Source organism: Exiguobacterium sp. EF_C8, from assembly GCF_054956715.1.
In genome coordinates this window covers 1,123,356-1,145,832 of the sequence record NZ_CM143264.1, presented here as the reverse complement: position 1 = coordinate 1,145,832, position 22,477 = coordinate 1,123,356, and the positions used below count along the sequence as shown (strand labels likewise).

Below are 22,477 nucleotides of genomic sequence, written 5' to 3'. Positions count from 1 at the left end.
TCCATTTTGTCATTGTTGTGCGATTGGTACAACGATTTTGCTTTTTGAGATGACATGTTTTGTCTCAACATCATTATTTTTGATCAACCAGTTGACGTATTCCTCATCTGACATCGAACCATCATTGTAGACTTCAGCAATTTGTTCGACTGTAGCGTTCTCATCGACCGTAACGGAAGCCGTCATCAATTGTGCTACCTTTTCATCTGGGCGTGGTGTGAGTAAAAAGATCACGAAGGCAATACTTAATGCATAGAAGAGAATAGAAAAAGCATGAGTACGAATCGTATGAATCATCATGAATCCCTCCAAATATGAAATGAATGAGTTAGAATAAACGTTCGCGGAACAATTGTTCGCATAATTCATAATAAACACAGAACCCGTGTTCGGTCAACACAAAATGTCGAACAATTGTTTGTACGCTCATTTGTTCTATGTTATAGTGAATTTAGAAACATATATTCTTACATTTCAAACTTCAATCCAGAAAGAGGTGGCAATTCGTATGCGGAAAATGTCTAAGCGCCAACAAGAGATTCTCGACTACATCGTCTCTGAAGTGAAACTGAAGGGGTATCCACCATCAGTTCGTGAAATCGGAGAAGCAGTCGGACTCGCGTCTAGCTCGACGGTACACGGTCATTTGGATCGACTCGAGAAACGGGGAATGATTCGCCGTGACCCGACGAAACCACGTGCGATTGAGATATTGCTTGATAAGCCTGAAGAAATCACGGAAGCTATCGTTCATGTTCCCGTCATCGGGAAAGTCACAGCTGGTCTTCCGATTACAGCGATTGAAAACATCGAAGAACAGTTCCCGCTCCCTGCACATTATGTAGGAAACGAAACGGTCTTCATGTTGACGATCGATGGTGAATCAATGATTAACGCAGGTATTCTTGACGGCGATCGCGTCATCGTACGCCAACAAAACACAGCAGAAAACGGAGAAATCGTCGTAGCTATGACCGAAGATAGCGAAGCGACGGTGAAACGGTTCTTCTTAGAAGATCAACAGGTACGTCTACAACCAGAAAATGACTCGATGGATCCGATGTATTTCGATAATGTCTCCATTCTTGGTAAGGTAATCGGCGTGTATCGGACGATTCATTGACGGAGGGACCAGTTACGACTGGTCTTTTTTCATGCCTTCAGGAAATGTACATGATACCGTCAATACCGTCGCACTGACGGGTTACGTTGCGTATTCGGTCGCAACGCAACAAACGGATTGGTTACCGACTGCCATCGGTATCGCTGTCGGTACGCTTTGGTTGTCACCTGACCTCGATTTAAAGTCAGAACCGTATTATCGCTTTGGACCATTTCGAGTCCTGTGGATGCCTTATGTGAAGATCATGCCCCACCGCTCGATCTGGTCACACGGATTGATCATTGGGGATGTCATCCGACTCCTTTATAGTGCTGCACTTGTGATTCCCTTATTATTTCTCAGCTTGTATTTTCAAGTCATCGCGTCAGAGACCATTGATTCCTGGTTCGCTTCCCTACCCGCTTTTGTCATTGGTATCATGGTGGCGAGTACAATTCATATCCTACTAGATTATTCCAGTAGTTGGTTTCGACCTAAAAAAAGAAAAAAGCGTCGTCGTTAACACCTCTTTTGCTTGCTTGCAGGCAAAAGAGGTGTTTTCTTATCCAATTTTTCGTATCTTTAAACATTAAAATAAAAAATTTCCATTCCTATATTTCAATTATATGTATTGAAAACGTTATCAAATCGGAGTAATTTAAAGTAGAAAGACCATTATTTGCTTTAATCCAAAGGGAGGGTTTTTGCATGAATAACTTTGTATTGGAAATGATCGGTACGATGATCCTCATTCTGCTCGGGGATGGTGTCGTCGCCGGTGTCGTCTTGAGAAAGACGAAGTCCGAAAACAGCGGATGGATTGTCATCACGTTCGCTTGGGGTCTTGCCGTCATGACAGGAGCATTCGTCGCTGCTGAGAGTGGAGCGCACTTGAACCCTGCTTTAACAATTGCACTTGCTTTAAACTCTGATTTACCGTGGGCAGACGTTCCTGTCTATATTGCCGGACAACTTGTCGGAGCTTTCATCGGCGCCATTCTCGTTTGGCTTCATTACATGAAACATTTTGAAGCGACTGATGATCAAGCTGCAAAACTCGGTGTGTTCGCAACAGGTCCAGCGATTCGCCATACGCCGTCGAACTTGATTTCTGAAATCATCGGGACATTCGTTCTCGTCTTCGGTATCTTGGCGCTCGGTTTAACGACATTCGGTGACGGCTTAAAACCACTTATCGTCGGTTTACTCGTCGTCGTCATCGGTCTATCACTTGGTGGTACAACAGGATATGCCATCAACCCGGCCCGTGACCTTGGACCGCGTATCGCACATGCTATCTTACCGATTCCGAATAAAGGGTCATCTGACTGGGGCTACTCATGGATTCCAGTTGTTGGTCCAATCATCGGCGGAGCGCTTGCCGTGTTCATCTATCAATTGATCTACTAAGATCACGTTTCACAAACACATACCGCTCAAGGGGGATTTCGAAATGGAAAACAAGTATATCCTAGCACTCGACCAAGGTACGACAAGCTCACGTGCGATCATCTTCGATCACGACGGGAAAATCGTCAACTCGGCACAACGGGAATTCAAGCAATACTTCCCGCAACCAGGCTGGGTCGAGCACGATGCAAACGAAATCTGGGGTTCGATTCTTGCTGTTATGGCTGAAGCACTCGGAACAGCAGATATCAAACCTGAGCAAATCGCCGGAATCGGAATCACGAACCAACGTGAAACGACAGTGGTCTGGAACAAAGAAACAGGTAAACCGGTTTATCACGCGCTCGTTTGGCAATCACGTCAAACGTCTGGTATCTGTGACGACTTAAAAGAACAAGGTTTGAATCAGAAGTTCCGTGATAAAACAGGACTTTTGATTGATGCCTACTTCTCTGGTACGAAAGTCAAATGGATTCTCGACAATGTCGAAGGCGCACGTGAGCAAGCAGAGAACGGTGAATTACTCTTCGGTACGATTGATACGTGGCTCGTTTGGAAATTGTCTGGTGGAAAAACGCATATCACGGATTACACGAACGCTTCACGGACATTGATGTACAACATCTATGAGCAAAAATGGGATGAAGAGTTGCTCGATATCCTCGGTGTTCCTGCATCAATGTTACCAGAAGTTCGTCAATCGAGTGAAGTCTACGACAAAACAGTACCATATCACTTCTTCGGTTACGAAGTGCCAATCGCTGGGATCGCTGGTGACCAACAAGCTGCACTCTTTGGTCAAACGTGTTTTGAAGAAGGTGAAGGAAAGAACACATACGGAACAGGTTGTTTCATGCTCATGAACACAGGTGAGAAAGCCGTTTCTTCTGACCACGGACTCTTGACGACAATTGCTTGGGGCGTTGATGGAAAAGTCGAATATGCGCTCGAAGGCTCTATCTTCGTCGCCGGTTCTGCAATCCAGTGGCTCCGCGATGGACTCCGTATGTTGAAACACGCGAAAGATTCAGAAGGCTATGCAACGAAAGTCGATTCAACAGACGGTGTTTACGTCGTTCCTGCTTTTGTCGGTCTTGGTGCACCGTATTGGGATTCAGATGTTCGTGGGGCGATCTTCGGATTAACACGCGGAACAGATAAAGAGCACTTCGTTCGGGCAACGCTTGAATCACTCGCTTATCAAACACGCGACGTGTTGACAGCGATGGAACAAGATTCTGGAATCGAACTGAAAACACTTCGTGTCGACGGTGGTGCTGTAGCCAATAACTTCTTGATGCAGTTCCAATCGGACATCCTCGGCGTTCCTGTCGATCGTCCAGAAATCAACGAAACGACAGCACTCGGTGCAGCATATCTTGCTGGATTAGCCGTCGGTTACTGGAAAGATAAAGCGGAAATCAAACAACAATGGAAGCTCGATCATCAGTTTAAACCAGAGATGAAAGAAGACGATCGTGAACAACGCTATGCTGGATGGCAAAAAGCAGTGGAAGCGACAATGGTCTTTAAACCATCGAAATAAGTTAATTAATAACCCGATCCCTTTTACAGAGGGACCGGGTTTTTGATATCTTATAGAAAATATAGCGTGAGGTGCCTCATGAATACCATTTATTCTGATCAACAGCTAAAAGAATACATTCAGTTCGCGCTTGATGGCAACATCACGCATGAAGAACTGGCAGATTGGTGTTACCGGTATATGATCAATGTCTACCATAATGATTATTATCATCTTGCAACTGACGGACGTGGAACTTATCCATTAAGTGAACAAGCGACTGAAGTAGCAAACGATATCGATGCACAATGGGATCTCTATCTTTATAACACGTATTCTTTGGATGCATTACAAACACTTGATTTAGCTACAGTTTGCTTACCTAGAGAGTGGTTAGAAGAGTGGCTCCGGTCGTTTTGATTCATCAGAGTCTCTACTAAGTTTTAATATGAATAGAAGTAATTGAAATAAATCCTCCTCGCCTATTCGCGATGGGGGATTTATTACTTATTTGCCAAACTCTTTTTTTAATCCGTCTTCAATCTCATCAACAGATTTCGATTGACCGCTAAGGACTGCCGCTAAAAACGCACCTTCGACGAGTGGTGCGTCGATAAAACGTACCGTCCGTTCGCCACTGTATAATTCAAGTGCTAATTCTGTGTTCATCGTCGCAGAACCAATATCCGTTAAGACGACTCCATCGTCGTCTAGTGTATTCAGTGTTTCTTCGATTCGTGTCGCGTCTGTTCCAATGCTACCATCTTCAAGACCGGCTGCTACTAAGACTGGCGTATCCGGTGCCATCTCTGCCAACAGTTCTTTCAGCCCAGCCGCGAGTTTTTCACTATGAGAAACAAGTACAAGATTAACCATGAAGCACCTCCGCAATTTCGCTGAGTAGCAAAGCACTCGATAAACTACCTGGGTCCTGTACGCCTTCCGTCGCTTCACCGAAGTAGGACGCGCGCCCTTTCGTTGCGATACGCGCTTTTGTATCAGCAAGTGCTTGATCGATTGCAGCTTTCAAGTCCCCTTCTTGCGAGAGCGCTTCTTGGAACGGTGTCCAGATATCGACCATCGTCTTTTGACCGAATTCCGATTTCCCACGCGATTTGATCCCTTCCGTCGCTTCGCGGAAAGCGTCTGCAAGATCCGCACCTTCGACTTCTGTTTTCCCTTTGAATGCACCGGCGAACTTAACGAATGCTGTCCCGTATAAAGGACCGGATGCCCCACCAATCGTTTTGATCAGCGTCATCCCGACTTCTTTGGATAAAGCTCCTAAATCCTCATATTCGCCGTGTTCTTCTAGCGTCTTCTGGACTGCTTGGAAGCCACGCGACATGTTAATTCCATGATCTCCATCACCAATTTCCCGGTCAAGGTCCGTCAATTCATCCTTATGCTGTTCGATCTGTTCCGCTGCTTTGAGGAGCGCGCTTTGCAACTGTTCCGTCGTCAACTTCATGTTTTTACACCCCGTTTATTTGAATTAGAATCCAATCGCTTTCGTTTCTGCATCGAGATATCCGAGCAGTTCATCATCCACTGGTAAGAGCGTGATTGAGAACCCGTGCATCTCAAGCGATGTCATATAGTTTCCAACGAATGAGCGGGCAATCTCGTAACCATGCGCCTCAAGTTCTTCCGCGACATATTTATACGTGATGTACAGTTCGGATTCTGGTGTTCCGCCCATCCCATTCACCATGACGGCGACTTTTTTGTCTGGTACTTCTTTCGTCAAACGATCGAGCAACTCTTTGACGATCGCATCAACGGAAGCGACTGCTTTTCGTTCAAGTCCTTTTTCACCGTGGATCCCGATTCCGATCTCCATCTCGTCATCATGCAACTCAAAGCCTGGCTTGCCGCTCTCCGGCATGTAACATGGTGAGAGTGCCATTCCAATCGAACGAACGCCCTTGATGACTTTTTCCGCAACTGCTTTGACTTCACTTAGTGATTTTCCTTCTGCCGCTGCAGCACCGGCAATCTTATGGACGAAGACAGTTCCTGCGACCCCACGACGATCCTCTTCCTTTTTGATCGCGATGTCATCATTAACGACGACCGTATCAACTTCAATATCCTCGAGTTCAGCAAGTTCCTTCGCCATATCGAAGTTCATGACGTCACCTGAATAGTTCTTGACGACGAGTAGGACACCTTTTCCCCCATGAGCTGCCTTGATGCCTTCAAGCACCATGTCGGGTGTCGGTGAAGTGAACACTTCCCCACAAACAGCCGCAGCAAGCATACCGTCCCCGACGAATCCAGCGTGTGCCGGTTCGTGACCGCTTCCCCCACCAGAGACAAGACCGACTTTTCCGTCCAGTGGTACTTTCCGCGCAACGACGTTAACACCTTCGACTTTTTTATACAAATCAGGGTGAGCAAGTACGAGTCCGTCGACCATGTCTGAAACGAACCGGTTTGAATCTTTCATTAATTTGTGCATGAAAAACGCTCCTTTACCTAACTGATTTTGCCGTACCACTTACTCTTTACCACCAAATCAAGTCGAGTATGTCGAAAAAAATGATGAAAATATTGACCAGTTGGTGACGATATACCGCACGAATGCTATGCTCTTAAAAAAGAGGAGGAATTGAATGTCATCAGCCTTTCAAGCAGGTGTCCGCGCCTGTCTACCCACCGTCCTTGGCTATATCGGCATCGGCTTTTCCGCAGGGATCGTCGGTCGTGCCTCCGGCTTATCCCCTTTTGAAGTCGGATTCATGTCCGTCTTCATCTATGCCGGCGCCGCTCAATTCATCATCACGAGTCTCTTGCTGTTGAATATTCCCGCCTCTGCCATCATTCTGACGACATTCATCGTCAATCTCAGGCACTTGTTAATGAGTCTGACGCTCGCTCCGCACGTCGAGACACGCCACCTTCGTGATCGACTCGGTACCGGGACGTTACTGACGGATGAATCGTTTGCGGTCGCAATGAATACTGCGCAAAAAGGGAAGATCTCACCGTCCTTCATGCATGGCTTAAATCTGACCGCGTATCTTAGCTGGATTATCGCAACCGTACTCGGTACACTTGTCGGTAGCTGGTTTCCTGATCCCGAGCGCTTCGGTCTCGACTTTGCTCTGACGGCGATGTTCATCGGTTTATTGTACTTACAATTTGAAGGAGAACGTACCCGCATTGCCGTGAATAGTTGCCTCTTATTGATCGTCTTACTTTTGCTTTACATCACCATGCGCTACTTTTCTGCGGAAGTCGCCGTTCTTTGCGCGACACTCGGTGGCGCTAGTATAGGAGTCGTGATCACACGATGGAAATCCGCCCAGAATTAATCGGTCTCTTTTTAGCTTGTGGACTCGTCACTTGGATTCCACGTATCTTACCGTTTCTCGTCCTTCATGGACTGACGTTACCGCGCCTTGTAACGGAATGGCTCTCGTTCATTCCCGTCTGCCTGCTTGGCGCCCTCTTCTTTCAAAATTTACTTATCGCGCAAGACAACGCGTTCCCGACGATTTCGACGCTTCATGTCTTCGCCGCCCTACCGACGATGGCAGTCGCGATTTTCAGTAAAAGTCTTTCTTGGACGGTCATCACCGGTGTCGTCACGATGGCGTTTCTAAGGATTTATCTGTAAGCAAGTTATTCATCTTTAACATATTCCGGTAAATATTTTGTGTTATCCTTAAAATAGAAATACATAGATAGTGAAGGAGGTGCTGATGTGCCGAACAAGTGGCTAATACCCTTTTTAATTTTATCGTGCGCTAGTTTTCTACTTGTGAATCAAATGGATCTACCTTACATGCTAAAACAAGGACTGGTCGTGTTGTACGTCATCGCCTATTTCGGTGCGATGGTTGTTTCTCGCAAAATGAAAGTCAGAGATCACAAACAATGACTCGAAAAAATCTCCTCTAGTCTTGAGAGACCGGAGGAGATTTTTGTGATCACGTATTTGCTTGTACATCCTGATAATCCGATTGATGTTCGAACTCTTTTTTCGCAAACGGACATAACGGCAGTAGCTTGACGTTTGCTTCCCGTGCCCAGTTGACGATCTCGGCAACGAGTTGTTCCCCAATCTGTTGGTTCCGGTGCGCGGGATCAACATACGTGTGATCGATGATCCACATGCCGTTGTTCGTATCGCTGTAAGTGATTTCTCCAATCACTTTACCTTCCTGATGGGCTTCGATTTTACGTTCCGCTCGTTTCAGCTCCATTTGCTTCCCTCCGTTCGTAAGATAAGGCGCCGCTTGGACAACCATCGACGACGCGCATAACGTCTTCCACCGGCGCCCCGTCCGCTTCAATCCACGGACGCCGTTTGACATCAAAGACGGTCGGTAGACTTCGTACACAATGACCGGAATGAATGCAGACTTCCGAATCAAAATAGACCGTGATCTCTTTGCCTTCATATCCTTTTTTCATGATGTATCGTCTCCCTTTCTTTGTACTCTTGTATCTTTCCATATCCTTGACTCAATTCCTGTCGACGACATGAAAAAAAGCACTTCCAGACAAAAGTCCAGAAGTGCTTGAGTTGGATTAGAACAAGACCATGTACTGATCGCGTTCCCATTCCGTGACTTGCGTCCGGAACATATCCCATTCGATTTCTTTCAATTCAACGAAGTGCTCTGCGATGTGATCGCCGAGAGCGTGCATGACGACGTCATCCGCTTTCAAGACTTCGAGTGCGTGGCTGAGTGTTGATGGAAGATCATCGATTCCGTTCGCAACGCGTTCCGGTTTGTCCATGACGTAGATGTTACGGTCGATTGGAGCCGGTGCTTTCAAGTTGTTCTTGATTCCGTCGAGACCTGAAGCGAGCAATGTCGCAAGCGCGAGGTACGGATTCGCTGCTGGATCGACTGAACGAACTTCGATACGAGTCGAGAGTCCACGTGCTGCAGGAACACGGACGAGTGGTGAACGGTTACGGGCTGACCATGCGACGTAGCAAGGCGCTTCGTAGCCAGGAACAAGACGTTTGTATGAGTTGACTGTCGGGTTACAAACCGCTGTGAAGGCACGTGCGTGTTTGAGGATACCTGCTGTGAAGGCACGTGCATCTTCCGACAATTGCATGTCTTCGTTGCCTTCATCGAAGAAGACGTTCTCGTTGCCTTTGAAAAGCGACATGTTCGCGTGCATTCCTGATCCGTTGACTCCGAAGAGTGGTTTTGGCATGAATGTCGCGTGCAAGTTGTGCTTCGCCGCGATCGTCTTGACAACAAGTTTGAACGTTTGGATGTTATCCGCTGTCGTGATCGCATCCGCATATTTGAAGTCGATTTCGTGCTGACCTGGAGCGACTTCGTGGTGTGATGCTTCGATTTCAAAGCCCATGTTCTCGAGCTCGATGACGATTTCTTTACGGCAATTTTCACCAAGATCGACTGGTGCGAGGTCGAAGTATCCACCTTGGTCGTTCAATTCAAGTGTCGGACGACCTTTTTCATCTTTCTTGAAGAGGAAGAATTCTGGCTCTGGTCCAACGTTGAATGATGTGAAACCGAGTTCTTCCATCTCTTTAAGTACCCGTTTGAGCTGACCACGTGGGTCTCCTGCGAACGGCGAGCCATCCGGATTATGGATGTCACAGATTAAACGTGCAACTTTCCCTGTTCCATCTTCTGTCCATGGGAAGACGACCCATGTGTTTAAGTCTGGGAAGAGATACATATCTGATTCTTCGATCCGGACGAATCCTTCGATCGATGAACCATCGAACATCATTTTGTTATCAAGTGCTTTTTCCAATTGGCTTACTGGAATTTCAACGTTCTTGATCGTTCCGAGGATATCTGTGAACTGTAAGCGAATGAAGCGTACATCCTCAGCTTTAGCGATTTTCAAAATGTCTTCTCGTGTAATGTTGCGACGTGTCATGTGACAAATCCCCTCTCCGATTCGTTTTTATATGGTTACAGGTCCTTACTTGAAGAAACGCCCGAGCTCACCTTGGATGAGCGACGTCTTTCCATGTCGTCCTGCTTCCTTCAATTCATTTTTCAGGAGTTTATACAATTCACCGTCAGATAGTTCCGGGCGCGTCTCGACGACGCTCTCCGCAACGCGTTCGCGTTTGACGAGATCGTTTTCAAAAATCAATTTGATCCCTGCGATATTCAGTCCCTGATCCAGGTATTCCTTAATCGACAACAGGCGATCGACATCGTTGAACGAATAGAGGCGACGCTTCGTCTCTGTCCGCTCCGGCTTAATCAGTCCCTGTTCTTCGTAATATCGGATCTGGCGGGCAGATAACGCGGTCAACTCTTGAACGACTCCGATGGGAAATAGTGGCTTGGACTGGCGTGATGAGTCTGCCATGTGGTTCCTCCTTTTTCCTTACTCCATGAGAATAAACCTCTGTCAGGCAACTTGTCAAGCGATGTAAGAAAAGTTAACACAACTTTTTTAATCACTTTACTCGAAGTCGTTCAGAGGTCGTTTTCACGAGATATGCTAGTATTAAACGTTTTTTTCTGGAATTAATTGTTTTTCCATCAAGTGATTGACGGCTGAGATGATCGCGATCTTGACGTGGCTATACGTTAAACCGCCTTGGACGTATGCAGTATAGGGTGCACGGATCGGACCATCCGCTGACAACTCGATCGATGAGCCTTGTACGAACGTTCCTGCTGCCATGATGACATCGTCCGCATATCCCGGCATATAATCCGGAATTGGTAACGCATGTGCATTGACGGGTGAAGCAGCTTGGATCGCCTGACAGAAAGCAATCATCGGCTCCGGCGCATGGAACGAGACCGATTGAATCAAATCCGTCCGTTCTGCCGTATGGTGCGGTGCCGTGTCAAAGCCGAACTGACCGAGCATGCTTGACGTGAACATCGCACCCATCAACGCTTGGCTAACCGTATGTGGTGCCATATAGAAACCTTGATACATATCCGGAAGTGCGGATAACGATGGACCGGCTTCGGCGCCAATCCCTGGCGTCGTCATCCGGAACGATGCCCGTTCGATCAAGTCCGTTCGACCGACGAGATAACCGCCAGTCTTCGCAAGACCACCACCCGGATTCTTAATCAACGACCCTGCCATCAAGTCTGCCCCGACGTGCGTCGGTTCGATCGTCTCGACGAATTCACCATAGCAGTTATCGACGAAAATCAAGACATGGGGATGAGCGTCTTTGATGGCGGCGATCGCTTCACCGATTTCATTAACCGGTAGACTGCGTCGCGTCGCATACCCTTTTGAACGCTGAATCCCGACGACCTTCGTCTGCGGTGTGATCCGTTCGAGAACGGCCGGTACGTCGATCGTCTCGGCGTTTTTCATCTCGACGACATCATAGTGGACGCCCAGTTCCTTTAATGAACCGCGTCCGTCACCACGAATTCCGACGATCTCTTCGAGCGTGTCGTATGGTTTTCCTGTGATATAGAGCAGTTCATCGCCCGGCAACAATAAACCGAACAATGCGATACCGATTGCGTGGGTGCCGCTGATGATTTGTGGACGACAAAGACCGGCTTCCGCACCGAAGACGTCGGCATAGATGCGTTCGAGCGTATCGCGTCCTTCATCGTTGTAACCATAGCCAGTTGACGGCATGAAATGAAAATCACTGACCTTGTGACGCCGAAACGCATCGAGGACACGGAATTGATTATATTCCGCGACCTCTTGCGCCTTCTTGACGTACGGAGCGATCTGTTCCTCCGCCCGGTCAATGAGCGGACGAAGCGTTTCGTAATGGGTTAATTCTGAAAACATGTTTACACCTCGTATTGTTTCAATGTCGCATATAGACGCGTATCTTTACGCAAGTAACCTTTAAGAATGACAGAACCATCTTCTTCGAACGATTCCTTCAAGTTCATCATGACTTCCTTTGCCGGATTGTAATGAGCAAAACCATCAACCGGGATGCGGATCTCGAGATACTCGAGGATCTCACTGATTGAACGTTCGATCTCTTCAATCAAACGCTCGATGTCCTGCGGATCAAGTGCAGAGATCAACAGTTTCCCGCCTGTAAACAAGCGGTTCAATTGATCCTTCTTGTTGTAGACTTCGAGTTGCGGAATGTCACCGGCACCGAGTTCATCGAGAACATCGTTCGTCGTCTGCATCTGGTTCAAGTAATGCTCACTCGACGCATCGACGACGTGGAGGATCAAGTCCGCTTCTAGCACTTCCTCGAGTGTCGAACGGAACGCTGCGATCAACTTTGTCGGCAGATCTTGAATGAAACCGACTGTATCCGTCAGGAGGATTTGCCCACCTTCTGGCAAATCGACTTGACGTGTCAACGGATCGAGCGTCGCGAACAACTCATCCTTTTCGTATGTGTCGGCTTGAGTCAATCGGTTGAAGATCGTTGATTTGCCGGCATTCGTATAACCAACGAGTGCGATTTGGAACGTCTGGTTCTCTTTGCGACGTTCCCGGTAACGGGCACGATGCGCGACGGATGTCTCGAGTTGTTTCGAAATCTCATCGACGCGGCGCCGGATATGACGACGATCCGTCTCGAGTTTCGACTCACCTGGTCCACGTGTTCCAATTCCGCCACCAAGACGTGACAGTTGTGTTCCCTGCCCAGCAAGACGTGGCAACAGATAACTCATCTGTGCCAGTTCGACCTGCAATTTCCCTTCGCGTGATTGGGCACGTCCAGCGAAGATATCGAGAATCAACTGCGTCCGGTCGATCAACTTGATCGCTTCCGGGTCTGATAAGGCAATCCGGATATTTTTCATTTGACCGGGCGTGACTTCAGCATTGAATATGATTAAATCAGGTTCAAGTTCGTCTGCTAACGCAACGAGTTCCTCAACCTTTCCTTTTCCGATGAACGTACGGCGGTCAATTGCTTGTCGTTTTTGATCCAAACGACCGACGACGACACCATGCGCAGTCGTTACGAGTGCTTCGAGCTCCGCGACCGATTCTTCATAGACATGATCCGGGACACCGGGGAGCTGGCAACCAACGACGATGACGCGTTCTGACATAATATCATTCCTTTCACGAGTAAAGACGTACTGCGCCCCTTATCATACCACAGCCACCGGTTCGTCTGAACTTTTTTGGACAGGAAACATCCGTTCGGTTTATGATGGAAGAAACACCATTACGAAAGGGAGGAAAACGATGGCACGCGAACAGTCGTATACGCTTCCAGAGTTCATTGAACGCTACCTATTTTATTTAACGACAAGCGGACGACAACTTTCGACCGTCCGGCGCTATCGGTACGATTTAATCGAAGTCCACCGCTATATGACGGATGTCGATCAACCACTTGAGACGATCGATGATTTCAAGGCGATTTCGATCGAGACGTGGAAGACGTTCATCAATGAGTACTTGATCGAAGAGAAACTCTACCAACAAGCGACGGTCGCCCGAATCGTCACCGTCATCAATCAAGTCAATTACCAAATTCGACAAACGAAGGCGAAGCTGATCGAATACGCACAACCGACACATGAATTGACGGCAAAACACGTCGCTTCCTTTAAGGAATACGAGCAACTCGTCCGAACGAATCAATCCGATCGCGGCTTGACGGAACATCAATTGAAGGCCCGTCCATATTTGATCGATCGAAACGAACTCATTCTCCGCCTGTTTTATCGCTACGGTTTACGCGTCCATCACATCATCGGCTTAAAGATGCAAGATCTCAACTTCGCCCAGCAAGAGATGACCGTCCACGATCGACTCGGCAACCGCTACCTGCTCCATCTCGAGCGGGAAGATCAAGATATCATGTTGCGTTACTTGAAGACGATTCCGGAGCCCGTCCGTCCTCGTTATCACAGTACCGACCCTTTTTTCGTCGCGTTCGACTTCGCCCGGATGACATTCCGCTGGGTTTACAGTAAGAATGCACCGAAGCAATTGTCGATCGTCATGATCACGAAGATGATGCGTCAGCTGAATGAACGGTCGGACAACAAGCGGGTCTTGACGCCGTCGATGTTACGCAACAGCTTCATCCTAAAAACGTATCAGGACGAGATGACGAAGGAAGAACGCCTGCAGAAGACGTGTCTTTATAAGGATGTCTCGCTTCGACGTTATGAAGAGGCGGTCGAGGAACTGACACCATTACTGTAATGACACATTTACGCTGAAAGTGAAGTAGCTGTCATTTTTCACTTCACTTGCGAAGCGTCATTCTTCTTTCGTTATTCGTCTCGAATTTTTAATACGACCCACACCTGAATGAAACCTAAAAAAAGACGACCCCCCGGTCGTCTTTTTCATTAGCGAGAAACTTCTTGTGTCTCTTCTTGTTCATATAACGTCACGTTGCGCGCTGGTGCGAACGTCGAAATTGCGTGTTTGTAGATCAATTGCTGTTTGCCTTCCGACTCCAAAATGACCGTGAAGTTATCAAATGACTTGATCAGCCCCCGTAATTGATACCCGCTGATTAAGAAAACAGTCGTTGGGACTGCATCTTTCCGTAATTGATTTAAAAAGACGTCCTGAATGTTGTATGTCGCTTTCATGATTCCCCGTGCCCCCTCTTTTTATCTGTTTCTGTCTTCGGGCAACTCTTATTTAACCGCTTTCAGAAACTCTACAGTTCTATCATAGATAATTTTGAACGTTTCTTCAAATGAAAACTTTCCCATATCTACCCAAACGCCATCAAATTGATGACGGAACCATGTCAATTGACGTTTGGCGAAGCGTCGTGTGTTCCGTTTTAGCATGTCAACAGCAGGATCGAGTGGTGCTCCGTCAAGAACAGGTAACATCTCTTTATAACCAATCGCTTGCAACGCCTTCGTCTGTCGATACCCGGCAGCGTCCAGACGCGCCACTTCCTCTAGAAGGCCACTGTCGACCATCATGTCTACCCGCTGATCAATCCGGTCATACAAACGATCCCGGTCTTTCATGTGTAAAACGAACAACAAACTCTCGTAAAGTGCCGGTTGACTGCCAGTCGTTTGTGTCTGACCAGTCCGCGCGACCTCGATCGCCCGAACGACCCGCTGGATGTTATTCGGATGAATCGCTTCTGCGCGCACCGGATCGAGTTCCTTTAACTGATCATGTAGTGCAGTTGCTCCATGTGTCGCCGCATACGCTTCGAGTTCAGCCCGTAAGGCTGGATCTTCTGCCTGCTCAGTAAACTGGTAGTCATATAAAATTGAACGGATGTAAAGCCCTGTTCCGCCGACGATGATCGGCAACTTACCACGGCTCGCGATCTCATCGATCGTTGCTCGGGCAACCGTTTGGAAACGGGCTACACTCATCTCGTCGTCCGGTGTAACGAGATCAAGCAGATGATGCGGCACTCCTTCCATCTCTTCGGTCGTCACTTTTGCCGATCCGATGTCCATCCCTTGATAGACTTGAACCGAATCTCCGGATAAGACCTCTCCGTTTAGTCGTTTTGCGAGTTCAATGCCTGTCTTCGTTTTTCCGACTGCCGTCGGTCCGACGATGACGATAACTGGTTGTTTCTTCATTCTGCTTCACCCATTCTTTATCTTTTCATTTTTGATTCGAGTGTACCACAGCCACTTACTAGGATTAAAAAAATCCACAAAAAAACCGCCCTCCTTGGACGGTTCCATACTTACTTGTCTTATACGCGACGGATGAAATCGTCATAGATGGCACTAAAGATGCACCATCCACAAATGACGACGCCTGTCAGCATGATGCCCCAATCTGCCATGGTCGTTCCTCCTCTAGTCATCGTTATTCTCTCTTTTGACGGTTTGAATGGTTTGTAAACCCTTTCGAGCAGGTTTGACACCAATTCTTGGAATCAGTATGATAAAAGTACGATTGGTACGTAGCGCGGAGGCTGACCTGCATCGGCTTCCTATTAGAGGCACTGCCTCTCGATTCCATGTCTTGTGCTGGCACGAGGCGACATAGGAAGATTTCCTTCTTCCACAGAACAGGTCCGGCATCATGCCCGGGCCTGTTCTGTGTGCTAGTAGATTATTTCGAAAGGAGCTGGTTCTCGTGCGCATTCAAATCATTGGTGGGTCTGGTACTGGAAAAAGTACACTAGGTGCATTCATCGGACAATCGGAACGGATTGCGTGGATCGATACCGACCATTATCTCTGGAAAGATACGAAGTTCACTGAAAAACGTGACGTCTCCGAGCGATTTTCCATGTATGAAGCAGATATACTGTCTTACCGTGATTACGTCGTCTCCGGTTCCGTCTTCGCCTGGCACCCGGATGGTTTCACCAATCGGGACTTGCTCGTCTTCCTGTCGCTCGACGAATCGCTCCGGATGGAACGGCTCATCGCACGCGAAGCAGCACGTTATCCTGACTTTTCAGGATCAAATGATTTCCTCGACTGGTGCCGGACGTATCATACAGCGACGGACCCGAAGATGATCGGCACGTTCGCGGAACACCAACTGCAAATGGAACGGTCGGTTTCCCCCGTTCTAAGATTAGACGCTTCCATACCGACACAGCTTCAGTATCAAAAAATAATGGAAACATACGACAAATTGCCTCACAAATAATGAAAAACGGGTCCCCCTCTTCAGGTGGACCCGTTTGTCTTAATACATATCTTTTTGCGTGAAGTTCCAGAAGGCAACGATTAGTGCCGCGACCGTCCAACAACCGAGGACAGCAAGCGAGAACGGAAGTGTCATCCCTTCGATCGGTGGCGCTTGACCATCAAGGTAGTTAATCAGTCCAAAGTTGACGTTGACGAGATACTTCGAACTCGTCCAGCTCGAACCGAGCGTCGTCAGTAACGTACCGGAAATCAAAACTGCCATCATGATCCCGATGCCTGTCGCCGTATTCTTGACGAGAACGGAGACCATCAAGGCAATCGTCCCGACGACCGCCGTGACGATCCAGGCTAGACCGACCGCCATCAACAGATACTCCCACATCGGTAACGTGTGCACGAATTCAGTCGAGAACGTTCCGCTCGGTGAAGCTTGGAATCCGGTCAAGATCGGTGCGGTCCAGCCGTCATAACCGAGGACGATTCCGGATATCGCATAACAGACGACGACGGTCAATGCCATCAGCATCGATGTATAAAGTAATACCGTCAACCATTTCGCCATGAGGATCTTCCAACGCCGGACCGGTCGCGACAGCAATGTCTTGATCGTTCCGTCATTTTGTTCCCCGCTGACGATGTCCGCCATGATGACGATGATGAACAGCGGTAAAATCAGCGTCAATCCTTGCGAAAAGAATATCCGGATGAACGTCGGGGCTCCCGGATAATTCGGATTGATGTCGTTATCGAGATAGTATTGGTTTTGTTTTAGGTCGAATTCAAGGAACTGACGGAACTCATCTTGAATACTGCTAGAAGCAAGACGGTTCTGTGTATCGACGATATCTTGTTGAAGTTCAACCCGCCAATCAAGTGTTCCTTGCTTTTTGATCTGTTCTTGAATGTCTCGATACTGTGCGTACGTAAACATTGAGACGAGGACGATGAGGATGATCGCAACGACAGCAAACCGACGTTTCGAAGCGATTTTCGTAACTTCATTTCGGACGAGACCGATCATGTTCGGATTACGCAATGTGATCGCCTCCCGTCAACGTGATGAACAGATCTTCAAGCGTCTGGACTTTCCGTTCGATCGTCCAAACTTCAACACCTGCTTCAAGCAACTGCTTGTTGAGTGCCGGCGTCTTACTAGCATCCATCAAGGTATGGACCGTATTCGCATCGACGACTTCGGATACTTGAACTAAATCAGAAGCCGATAAAATTTCGTTCGCCTTGAAGGCATCATCGACACGCCAATCAACACCAGGAGCAAGCGACTCAACCAGCTCCTTGACCGTTCCGACTTGGACGATTTTACCGTAACTCATGATCGCGACACGATCGGCGAGCATCTCGATTTCAGCGAGAATATGACTCGAGACGAGGACCGACAGTCCCGTTTCCTCGACGAGCCGGCGGATGAATTGACGCAAATCCCGAATCCCCATCGGATCGAGACCATTCGTCGGTTCGTCGAGAATCAAGACGCTTGGTCGTCCGAGTAGTGCTTGGGCGATACCGAGACGCTGACGCATCCCGAGCGAGTATGTCCGGACTTGATCGTCGACACGCGCCGTCAAATCGACGAGATCGATGACTTCCTGAATCCTTGCCTCGTCGACATTCGGTAACATCCGGGCAAAGACTTGTAAATTTTCACGACCTGTCAAATATTTATACAACTCCGGGTTCTCAACGATCGAACCAATCCGCTCCATCGCTTGGACGAACTGTTTGCGGACATCGAAGTCACAGACTGTGATTTTACCGGACGTCGGTTTGATCAGTCCGACGAGCATCCGGATCGTCGTCGTTTTCCCTGCCCCGTTCGGTCCAAGGAATCCGAAGACCTCACCCGGTTGAATTTCAAACGAGATATTATCGATGATCGTTTTTTTTCCGATCACCTTTGTTACACCTTCTAATTTAACTGTTGGTTTCACGTCTCTCACCTCTTATTGTCTATTCTAGCGGAATAATGAATCATTTGACTTGTCAGAACACTTCATTTCCGCACATTCTTTCTACATTTGCTACAATCAGGATAGAACCTAGAAGGAGGAACGTTCATGAAGCGATTACGCTGGCCCCTGTTTTTAACCGTTTCACTCTTACTGACCGCACTGTTTGGTTACGGTTTCGTCAACGCCTATAGTGACGTCGTCAATCCACCGAAGCGTGCCGTCCTCACACCAACAAAGGAAGAACCTGTCAAAAAAGGCGGAACGTACGTCGCGCTTGGTGATTCCTTGACGCGTGGTGTTGGAGCATCTAACGGAAATAGTTATGCTGCTCTTGTCGGACGCGACCTTGTCAAAGCGAACACGGTCGAGCGTTTTCAGAATCTTGCCGTCAGTGGTGCCCGGACGGAAAATTTATTAAAACAACTCAAACAAAAAGAAGTCCTACGCTCAGTCAGTCAAGCGAAAGTCATCTCGGTGACGATCGGCGGAAATGACTTGTTCAATCGTGGCGAAGGTGTCACGAATTTCGATGCAAAGAAAACGGCCGCGACGATTACGACGGCTCAAGACAACTTAAAAAAGACGTTCCGGATTCTGCGCGAACAAAATCCGGATGCTGTCATCTTCTACGTCGGACTTTATAATCCTTTCCGTGCAACGGAAAACGGTGAGGCGTTCGATGCGATCGTGCAAGACTGGAATGCTAAATCCCGGACGCTCGGGATTGAATATGACGTCGAAATCATCGACACATTCAATCTCGTTCGCGACGTCAAACGTGATTTATCAAGCGATCAGTTCCATCCGAACGACTCTACCTATGAAGAGATCGCAAAAGCCGCATTACTTGCTGTCAATAAACGTTTCTAAAACAAAAAGCCGCCTAAATGGCGGCTTTTTGTTCCGATTCATTTCAGGCGTTTGGCCAAGGTGATGAGTCCCCATTGAAGCGGCAAACGTGTCCAGAGCAACCATGATGGAAGGCGCTTCCCATTGACCGGTTTCGGATTGACGGCCATATTGACGTTTGCCGGTAAGACCGCGTACAAAAAGGCCGGAAGCGTCTTACGAACGAGATGTACTCCTTTTCCTGTCAATAGCATGAGACCATAAGCGATCTCGATCACACCCGTTACTTGGACGAAAAAGCGCTTGAACGGAATGAACGACGGCATGATGCTGACAAACCCTTTCTCGTTGCGGAAATGACCAACTCCCGCAAACAATAATCCTGCTCCATAGACTAAACGTAATAGCATGATCTTTCACTCTCTCTTTCCACTTTACGGATTCATTCGAAACAGCTTCAGTGTATCGAACTGATCCGATTATCTCAACTTTTAGAAATTGTCGTCGAATTATGGGGAATGATGAGTCATTTCGGAATGTCTCCCGTAATCAGGTGACAAGTCGCTTCATTTGCTATGATGAAGTCAGAAATCATACAGGAAGGGATGACGACTTATGGCTGGAAAAACAAAAGGACTTTTACCTGGATTGACTGGAGGAATCATCGGTGCCGTTCTGACGGCAACGATCGCGTTTCCGATTTTACTCGATCAAGAACAACAGGTCGCGGACACACCACTCTCAAACGGAATGCCAAAACAAGTCTCGACGACGTCGAATGATCCAGTGACGAATGCAGTCGCCACTGCTCAAAAATCCGTTGTAACGGTGACGAATTATCAAACCGGTAATGCGATGTCGCAAAAAGAAGCAGCTGCCGGCTCGGGATCTGGTGTCATTTATAAAAAAGAGAATGGAAAAGCATACATCATTACGAACCACCACGTCGTCGATGGCGCATCAAAACTCGATGTCACACTTAACAACGGTAAAACACTGCAAGCCAAATTACTCGGTAGTGACGAAACGTATGATTTAGCCGTGTTAGAAGTCGACGCAAACGACGTTCCAGGAGTCATCACACTCGGGAAATCGGCTGACTTAAAAGCCGGACAGACTGTCCTTGCGATTGGTAATCCACTTGGTGAATTCCAAAATTCCGTTACCCGCGGAATCGTCAGTTCGAAAGACCGGACTGTACCGGTCGATACGAATAACGATGGACAAGACGACTTTAATACAACGGTCATCCAGACGGATGCCGCGATCAATCCTGGTAACTCAGGCGGTGCCTTGATCAATGAACAAGGACAACTCGTCGGTATCAACTCGATGAAAATTGCCGAGTCGGGTGTTGAAGGTGTCGGTTTCAGTATTCCAATCGATGATGCATTACCAATCCTCAAACAACTTGAGACGAACGGTAAAGTCGAACATCCGACACTCGGTGTTTCCTTACAAGATGTGGCGGCGTTCCCTGCTGGTTATTTAAAAGATCAAGTTAACTTACCAGACAGTCAAAAAACAGGTGTCGTCGTCATGTCAGTCGAACCGAACAGTCCAGCCGCTGCGGCTAAACTGAAAACAGGTGACGTGATCACGAAAATCAACGACTCCGAGATTAAAGGATTCGTCGATATCAAAACGGCACTCATCAAATCAGACGGTCCACTCTCACTGACAATCATCCGTGACGGAAAAACGATGACGGTCGAGACAAAAACAACGACGACCGACCAGCTGTAAACTTCAGCCTGACGTTTCGTCCGCCTTCCTTTTCGGGTATTGTTTTAGAACAATATCGAATTGGGAGGCTTTTTCTATGTATGACTTAATCGGTATCGGCATTGGTCCGATGAATTTAGGGTTGAGCGCACTGGCTCATCCGACAGATTTAAAAACGTTATTTTTTGACGAAAGCGAACAATTCTCATGGCATCCCGGCATGATGATTCAGGACTCGATGATGCAGACAAGCTTCATTTCCGATCTCGTCACACTTGCTGATCCGACGAGCGCATTTTCTTACCTTAATTACTTACGATCGATCCAACGTCTCCACACGTTTTACTTCTATGAAAAACTTCTGATTTCAAGACAAGGTTACAATGATTACTTACGCTGGGTGGCGACACAGCTTAATGATTTACGATTTTCAACCCGCGTCGTCGATGTGCAAGATACCGGTGATAGTTTTGAGGTCCTCGTCGAAGATGTCACAACCGGGAAACGGGAAACGTTCGAAGCACGGAACGTCGTCATCGGTACTGGCTCAAAGCCCGCGATTCCAGACACGTTTGACGAGCGTGTCATTCACAATACACAGTATGTCATGAAAAAGGCAGAACTGTTGCAGCGCAAAAAAATCAGTATCGTCGGCTCCGGTCAAAGTGCTGCCGAGATCTTCCTTGATCTTTTGACGACACCTGCTCCAGAGCGTCCTGAACTCGAATGGATTGCGCGTTCGACACTGTTTGAGACACTCGAGACCGGTAAACTCGGAGAAGAAATTTTTTCACCGAGCTATGTGACGTATTTCAACCAACTCCCACTCGAAGTAAGACAAGAGTCGGTCAAGAAATTCGCCCGGTCTCAGAACGGCATCAGTCCAGAGACCCTGCAATCGATCTATGCCCACCTCTATGATTTGACGGAAGAAGAACAGCAACAAGTCGCGATTCGCGCGAATCTTGAAGTGAAAAAGATTACCTATGACGAACGGTTCACGATTGCGATGCAACATCAAGAGCTCGAAGATGAACGCTCGTCCAAAACAGATGCTGTCATCGCGGCAACCGGCTTTTCGCCATCCCTTCCAAGCTTCATTGATCGACTCGATATCGTGTTCGAAGCACCCAACGCTTGGAAAGTCGACGCGGACTATCAAATCGTGCGTTCCGTCGAGACGGCGCATCATCTTTACGCAACCGCTAATTTAGAGTTATCACATGGTCCAGCAGCTGATAATCTCGGCATGTCTGTTTCGCGGAATCAGTTGATCTTGAACGCTGTCGCCGGTACGGAACTTTATCCGGTCGAACAACATGCGACGTTTACGACGTTTGATTAAGTCAGATGAGCATACAGTAAAACGGACGAGGTATGG

27 protein-coding genes are annotated in these 22,477 nt (G+C 47.7%); 12 read left to right on the top strand and 15 right to left on the bottom strand.

All coding sequences use genetic code 11. From position 1 onward, the window contains the following. Positions 1-9: 9 nt before the first annotated feature. Complete coding sequence (yneA, locus tag ACY2IG_RS05905; protein ID WP_023467771.1) at positions 10-297, bottom strand: cell division suppressor protein YneA; 288 nt, start codon at positions 295-297, stop codon at positions 10-12. A 211-nt stretch (positions 298-508) separates the two neighbouring features. Between yneA and lexA the strand changes: the two genes are divergently transcribed. The 5 genes from lexA (at position 509) to ACY2IG_RS05880 (ending at position 4,457) form a co-directional block, all read left to right on the top strand. After that, complete coding sequence (lexA, locus tag ACY2IG_RS05900; RefSeq protein WP_023467770.1) at positions 509-1,123, top strand: transcriptional repressor LexA; 615 nt, start codon at positions 509-511, stop codon at positions 1,121-1,123. 31 nt (positions 1,124-1,154) lie between these two features. Next, positions 1,155-1,625, top strand: coding sequence for a metal-binding protein (locus tag ACY2IG_RS05895; RefSeq protein WP_035408706.1), 471 nt, complete (start codon positions 1,155-1,157; stop codon positions 1,623-1,625). Positions 1,626-1,810: 185 nt separating this feature from the next. Beyond that, positions 1,811-2,512, top strand: a complete 702-nt coding sequence (locus ACY2IG_RS05890; RefSeq protein ID WP_035408708.1) for an MIP/aquaporin family protein — start codon at positions 1,811-1,813, stop codon at positions 2,510-2,512. A gap of 43 nt (positions 2,513-2,555) precedes the next feature. After that, a complete protein-coding gene (glpK, locus tag ACY2IG_RS05885) occupies positions 2,556-4,058 on the top strand; it encodes a glycerol kinase GlpK (protein ID WP_035408709.1) in 1,503 nt (500 codons plus the stop codon). Between the two features lie 78 nt (positions 4,059-4,136). Beyond that, the gene (locus ACY2IG_RS05880) at positions 4,137-4,457 is read left to right on the top strand and encodes a hypothetical protein (protein ID WP_290749282.1); all 321 of its coding nucleotides are present in this window, start codon (positions 4,137-4,139) and stop codon (positions 4,455-4,457) included. Between the two features lie 87 nt (positions 4,458-4,544). Here the strand turns inward: ACY2IG_RS05880 and dhaM are convergent, their stop codons facing one another. Genes dhaM through dhaK form a run of 3 tightly spaced genes read right to left on the bottom strand, consistent with a single transcriptional unit; the run spans position 4,545 to position 6,501 of the window. Beyond that, entirely contained in the window at positions 4,545-4,913 is a 369-nt protein-coding gene (gene dhaM, locus ACY2IG_RS05875; protein WP_195865422.1) for a dihydroxyacetone kinase phosphoryl donor subunit DhaM, read from the bottom strand. Continuing rightward, positions 4,906-5,508 (bottom strand): dihydroxyacetone kinase subunit DhaL, encoded by a 603-nt coding sequence (dhaL, locus tag ACY2IG_RS05870; RefSeq protein ID WP_290749278.1) that lies wholly within the window; start codon positions 5,506-5,508, stop codon positions 4,906-4,908. The genes dhaM and dhaL overlap by 8 nt, the downstream gene beginning before the upstream one ends. A 24-nt stretch (positions 5,509-5,532) precedes the next feature. Next, positions 5,533-6,501: a dihydroxyacetone kinase subunit DhaK gene (gene dhaK / locus ACY2IG_RS05865; RefSeq protein WP_035408722.1), complete on the bottom strand. Its 969-nt coding sequence runs from the start codon at positions 6,499-6,501 to the stop codon at positions 5,533-5,535. A 154-nt stretch (positions 6,502-6,655) separates the two neighbouring features. On the opposite strand from dhaK, the gene ACY2IG_RS05860 reads away from it, so the two are divergent. Further along, the gene (locus ACY2IG_RS05860; RefSeq protein ID WP_462618470.1) at positions 6,656-7,357 is read left to right on the top strand and encodes an AzlC family ABC transporter permease; all 702 of its coding nucleotides are present in this window, start codon (positions 6,656-6,658) and stop codon (positions 7,355-7,357) included. Then, positions 7,336-7,662, top strand: coding sequence for an AzlD domain-containing protein (locus ACY2IG_RS05855; protein ID WP_035408727.1), 327 nt, complete (start codon positions 7,336-7,338; stop codon positions 7,660-7,662). The genes ACY2IG_RS05860 and ACY2IG_RS05855 overlap by 22 nt, the downstream gene beginning before the upstream one ends. A gap of 313 nt (positions 7,663-7,975) precedes the next feature. Here ACY2IG_RS05855 and ACY2IG_RS05850 read toward each other — a convergent pair whose 3' ends face one another. The 6 genes from ACY2IG_RS05850 to hflX all read right to left on the bottom strand — a co-directional run bounded on the left by ACY2IG_RS05850 (position 7,976) and on the right by hflX (position 13,033). Further along, on the bottom strand, positions 7,976-8,251 hold the full coding sequence (locus ACY2IG_RS05850; RefSeq protein ID WP_462618469.1) for a GNAT family N-acetyltransferase: 276 nt from the start codon (positions 8,249-8,251) through the stop codon (positions 7,976-7,978). After that, entirely contained in the window at positions 8,226-8,462 is a 237-nt protein-coding gene (locus ACY2IG_RS05845) for a (4Fe-4S)-binding protein (protein ID WP_050678346.1), read from the bottom strand. The genes ACY2IG_RS05850 and ACY2IG_RS05845 overlap by 26 nt, the downstream gene beginning before the upstream one ends. 117 nt (positions 8,463-8,579) lie before the next feature. Beyond that, the gene (glnA, locus tag ACY2IG_RS05840) at positions 8,580-9,926 is read right to left on the bottom strand and encodes a type I glutamate--ammonia ligase (RefSeq protein WP_462618468.1); all 1,347 of its coding nucleotides are present in this window, start codon (positions 9,924-9,926) and stop codon (positions 8,580-8,582) included. Between the two features lie 45 nt (positions 9,927-9,971). Next, positions 9,972-10,370, bottom strand: a complete 399-nt coding sequence (locus ACY2IG_RS05835) for a MerR family transcriptional regulator (protein WP_023467758.1) — start codon at positions 10,368-10,370, stop codon at positions 9,972-9,974. A 141-nt stretch (positions 10,371-10,511) separates the two neighbouring features. Further along, a complete protein-coding gene (locus ACY2IG_RS05830; protein WP_035408732.1) occupies positions 10,512-11,789 on the bottom strand; it encodes a methionine gamma-lyase family protein in 1,278 nt (425 codons plus the stop codon). 2 nt (positions 11,790-11,791) lie between these two features. Beyond that, positions 11,792-13,033 (bottom strand): GTPase HflX, encoded by a 1,242-nt coding sequence (gene hflX, locus ACY2IG_RS05825; protein WP_034785946.1) that lies wholly within the window; start codon positions 13,031-13,033, stop codon positions 11,792-11,794. 139 nt (positions 13,034-13,172) lie between these two features. On the opposite strand from hflX, the gene ACY2IG_RS05820 reads away from it, so the two are divergent. Next, positions 13,173-14,144 carry a tyrosine-type recombinase/integrase gene (locus ACY2IG_RS05820; RefSeq protein ID WP_308101258.1) on the top strand — a complete coding sequence of 324 codons (972 nt, stop codon included), beginning with the start codon at positions 13,173-13,175 and terminating at the stop codon, positions 14,142-14,144. A gap of 149 nt (positions 14,145-14,293) precedes the next feature. On the opposite strand, the gene hfq is transcribed toward ACY2IG_RS05820, so the two are convergent. Both hfq and miaA read right to left on the bottom strand, forming a co-directional pair. After that, the gene (hfq, locus tag ACY2IG_RS05815; protein WP_023467753.1) at positions 14,294-14,542 is read right to left on the bottom strand and encodes an RNA chaperone Hfq; all 249 of its coding nucleotides are present in this window, start codon (positions 14,540-14,542) and stop codon (positions 14,294-14,296) included. 48 nt (positions 14,543-14,590) lie between these two features. Next, positions 14,591-15,517: a tRNA (adenosine(37)-N6)-dimethylallyltransferase MiaA gene (gene miaA, locus ACY2IG_RS05810; RefSeq protein WP_375091486.1), complete on the bottom strand. Its 927-nt coding sequence runs from the start codon at positions 15,515-15,517 to the stop codon at positions 14,591-14,593. A 508-nt stretch (positions 15,518-16,025) separates the two neighbouring features. On the opposite strand from miaA, the gene ACY2IG_RS05805 reads away from it, so the two are divergent. Next, the gene (locus ACY2IG_RS05805) at positions 16,026-16,550 is read left to right on the top strand and encodes a P-loop NTPase family protein (RefSeq protein ID WP_462618467.1); all 525 of its coding nucleotides are present in this window, start codon (positions 16,026-16,028) and stop codon (positions 16,548-16,550) included. A gap of 39 nt (positions 16,551-16,589) precedes the next feature. Here ACY2IG_RS05805 and ACY2IG_RS05800 read toward each other — a convergent pair whose 3' ends face one another. Next, positions 16,590-17,588, bottom strand: coding sequence for an ABC transporter permease (locus tag ACY2IG_RS05800; RefSeq protein ID WP_035408742.1), 999 nt, complete (start codon positions 17,586-17,588; stop codon positions 16,590-16,592). Then, positions 17,581-18,501 carry an ABC transporter ATP-binding protein gene (locus tag ACY2IG_RS05795; RefSeq protein ID WP_023467748.1) on the bottom strand — a complete coding sequence of 307 codons (921 nt, stop codon included), beginning with the start codon at positions 18,499-18,501 and terminating at the stop codon, positions 17,581-17,583. The genes ACY2IG_RS05800 and ACY2IG_RS05795 overlap by 8 nt, the downstream gene beginning before the upstream one ends. Before the next feature lie 126 nt (positions 18,502-18,627). On the opposite strand from ACY2IG_RS05795, the gene ACY2IG_RS05790 reads away from it, so the two are divergent. Further along, positions 18,628-19,392, top strand: coding sequence for an SGNH/GDSL hydrolase family protein (locus ACY2IG_RS05790; RefSeq protein WP_056060514.1), 765 nt, complete (start codon positions 18,628-18,630; stop codon positions 19,390-19,392). Positions 19,393-19,430: 38 nt separating this feature from the next. Here the strand turns inward: ACY2IG_RS05790 and ACY2IG_RS05785 are convergent, their stop codons facing one another. After that, the gene (locus ACY2IG_RS05785; RefSeq protein WP_462618466.1) at positions 19,431-19,781 is read right to left on the bottom strand and encodes a DoxX family protein; all 351 of its coding nucleotides are present in this window, start codon (positions 19,779-19,781) and stop codon (positions 19,431-19,433) included. A 205-nt stretch (positions 19,782-19,986) separates the two neighbouring features. On the opposite strand from ACY2IG_RS05785, the gene ACY2IG_RS05780 reads away from it, so the two are divergent. After that, positions 19,987-21,117 (top strand): S1C family serine protease, encoded by a 1,131-nt coding sequence (locus ACY2IG_RS05780; protein WP_035408750.1) that lies wholly within the window; start codon positions 19,987-19,989, stop codon positions 21,115-21,117. A 76-nt stretch (positions 21,118-21,193) separates the two neighbouring features. Continuing rightward, a complete protein-coding gene (locus tag ACY2IG_RS05775; protein WP_462618465.1) occupies positions 21,194-22,441 on the top strand; it encodes a lysine N(6)-hydroxylase/L-ornithine N(5)-oxygenase family protein in 1,248 nt (415 codons plus the stop codon). Positions 22,442-22,477: the final 36 nt, after the last annotated feature.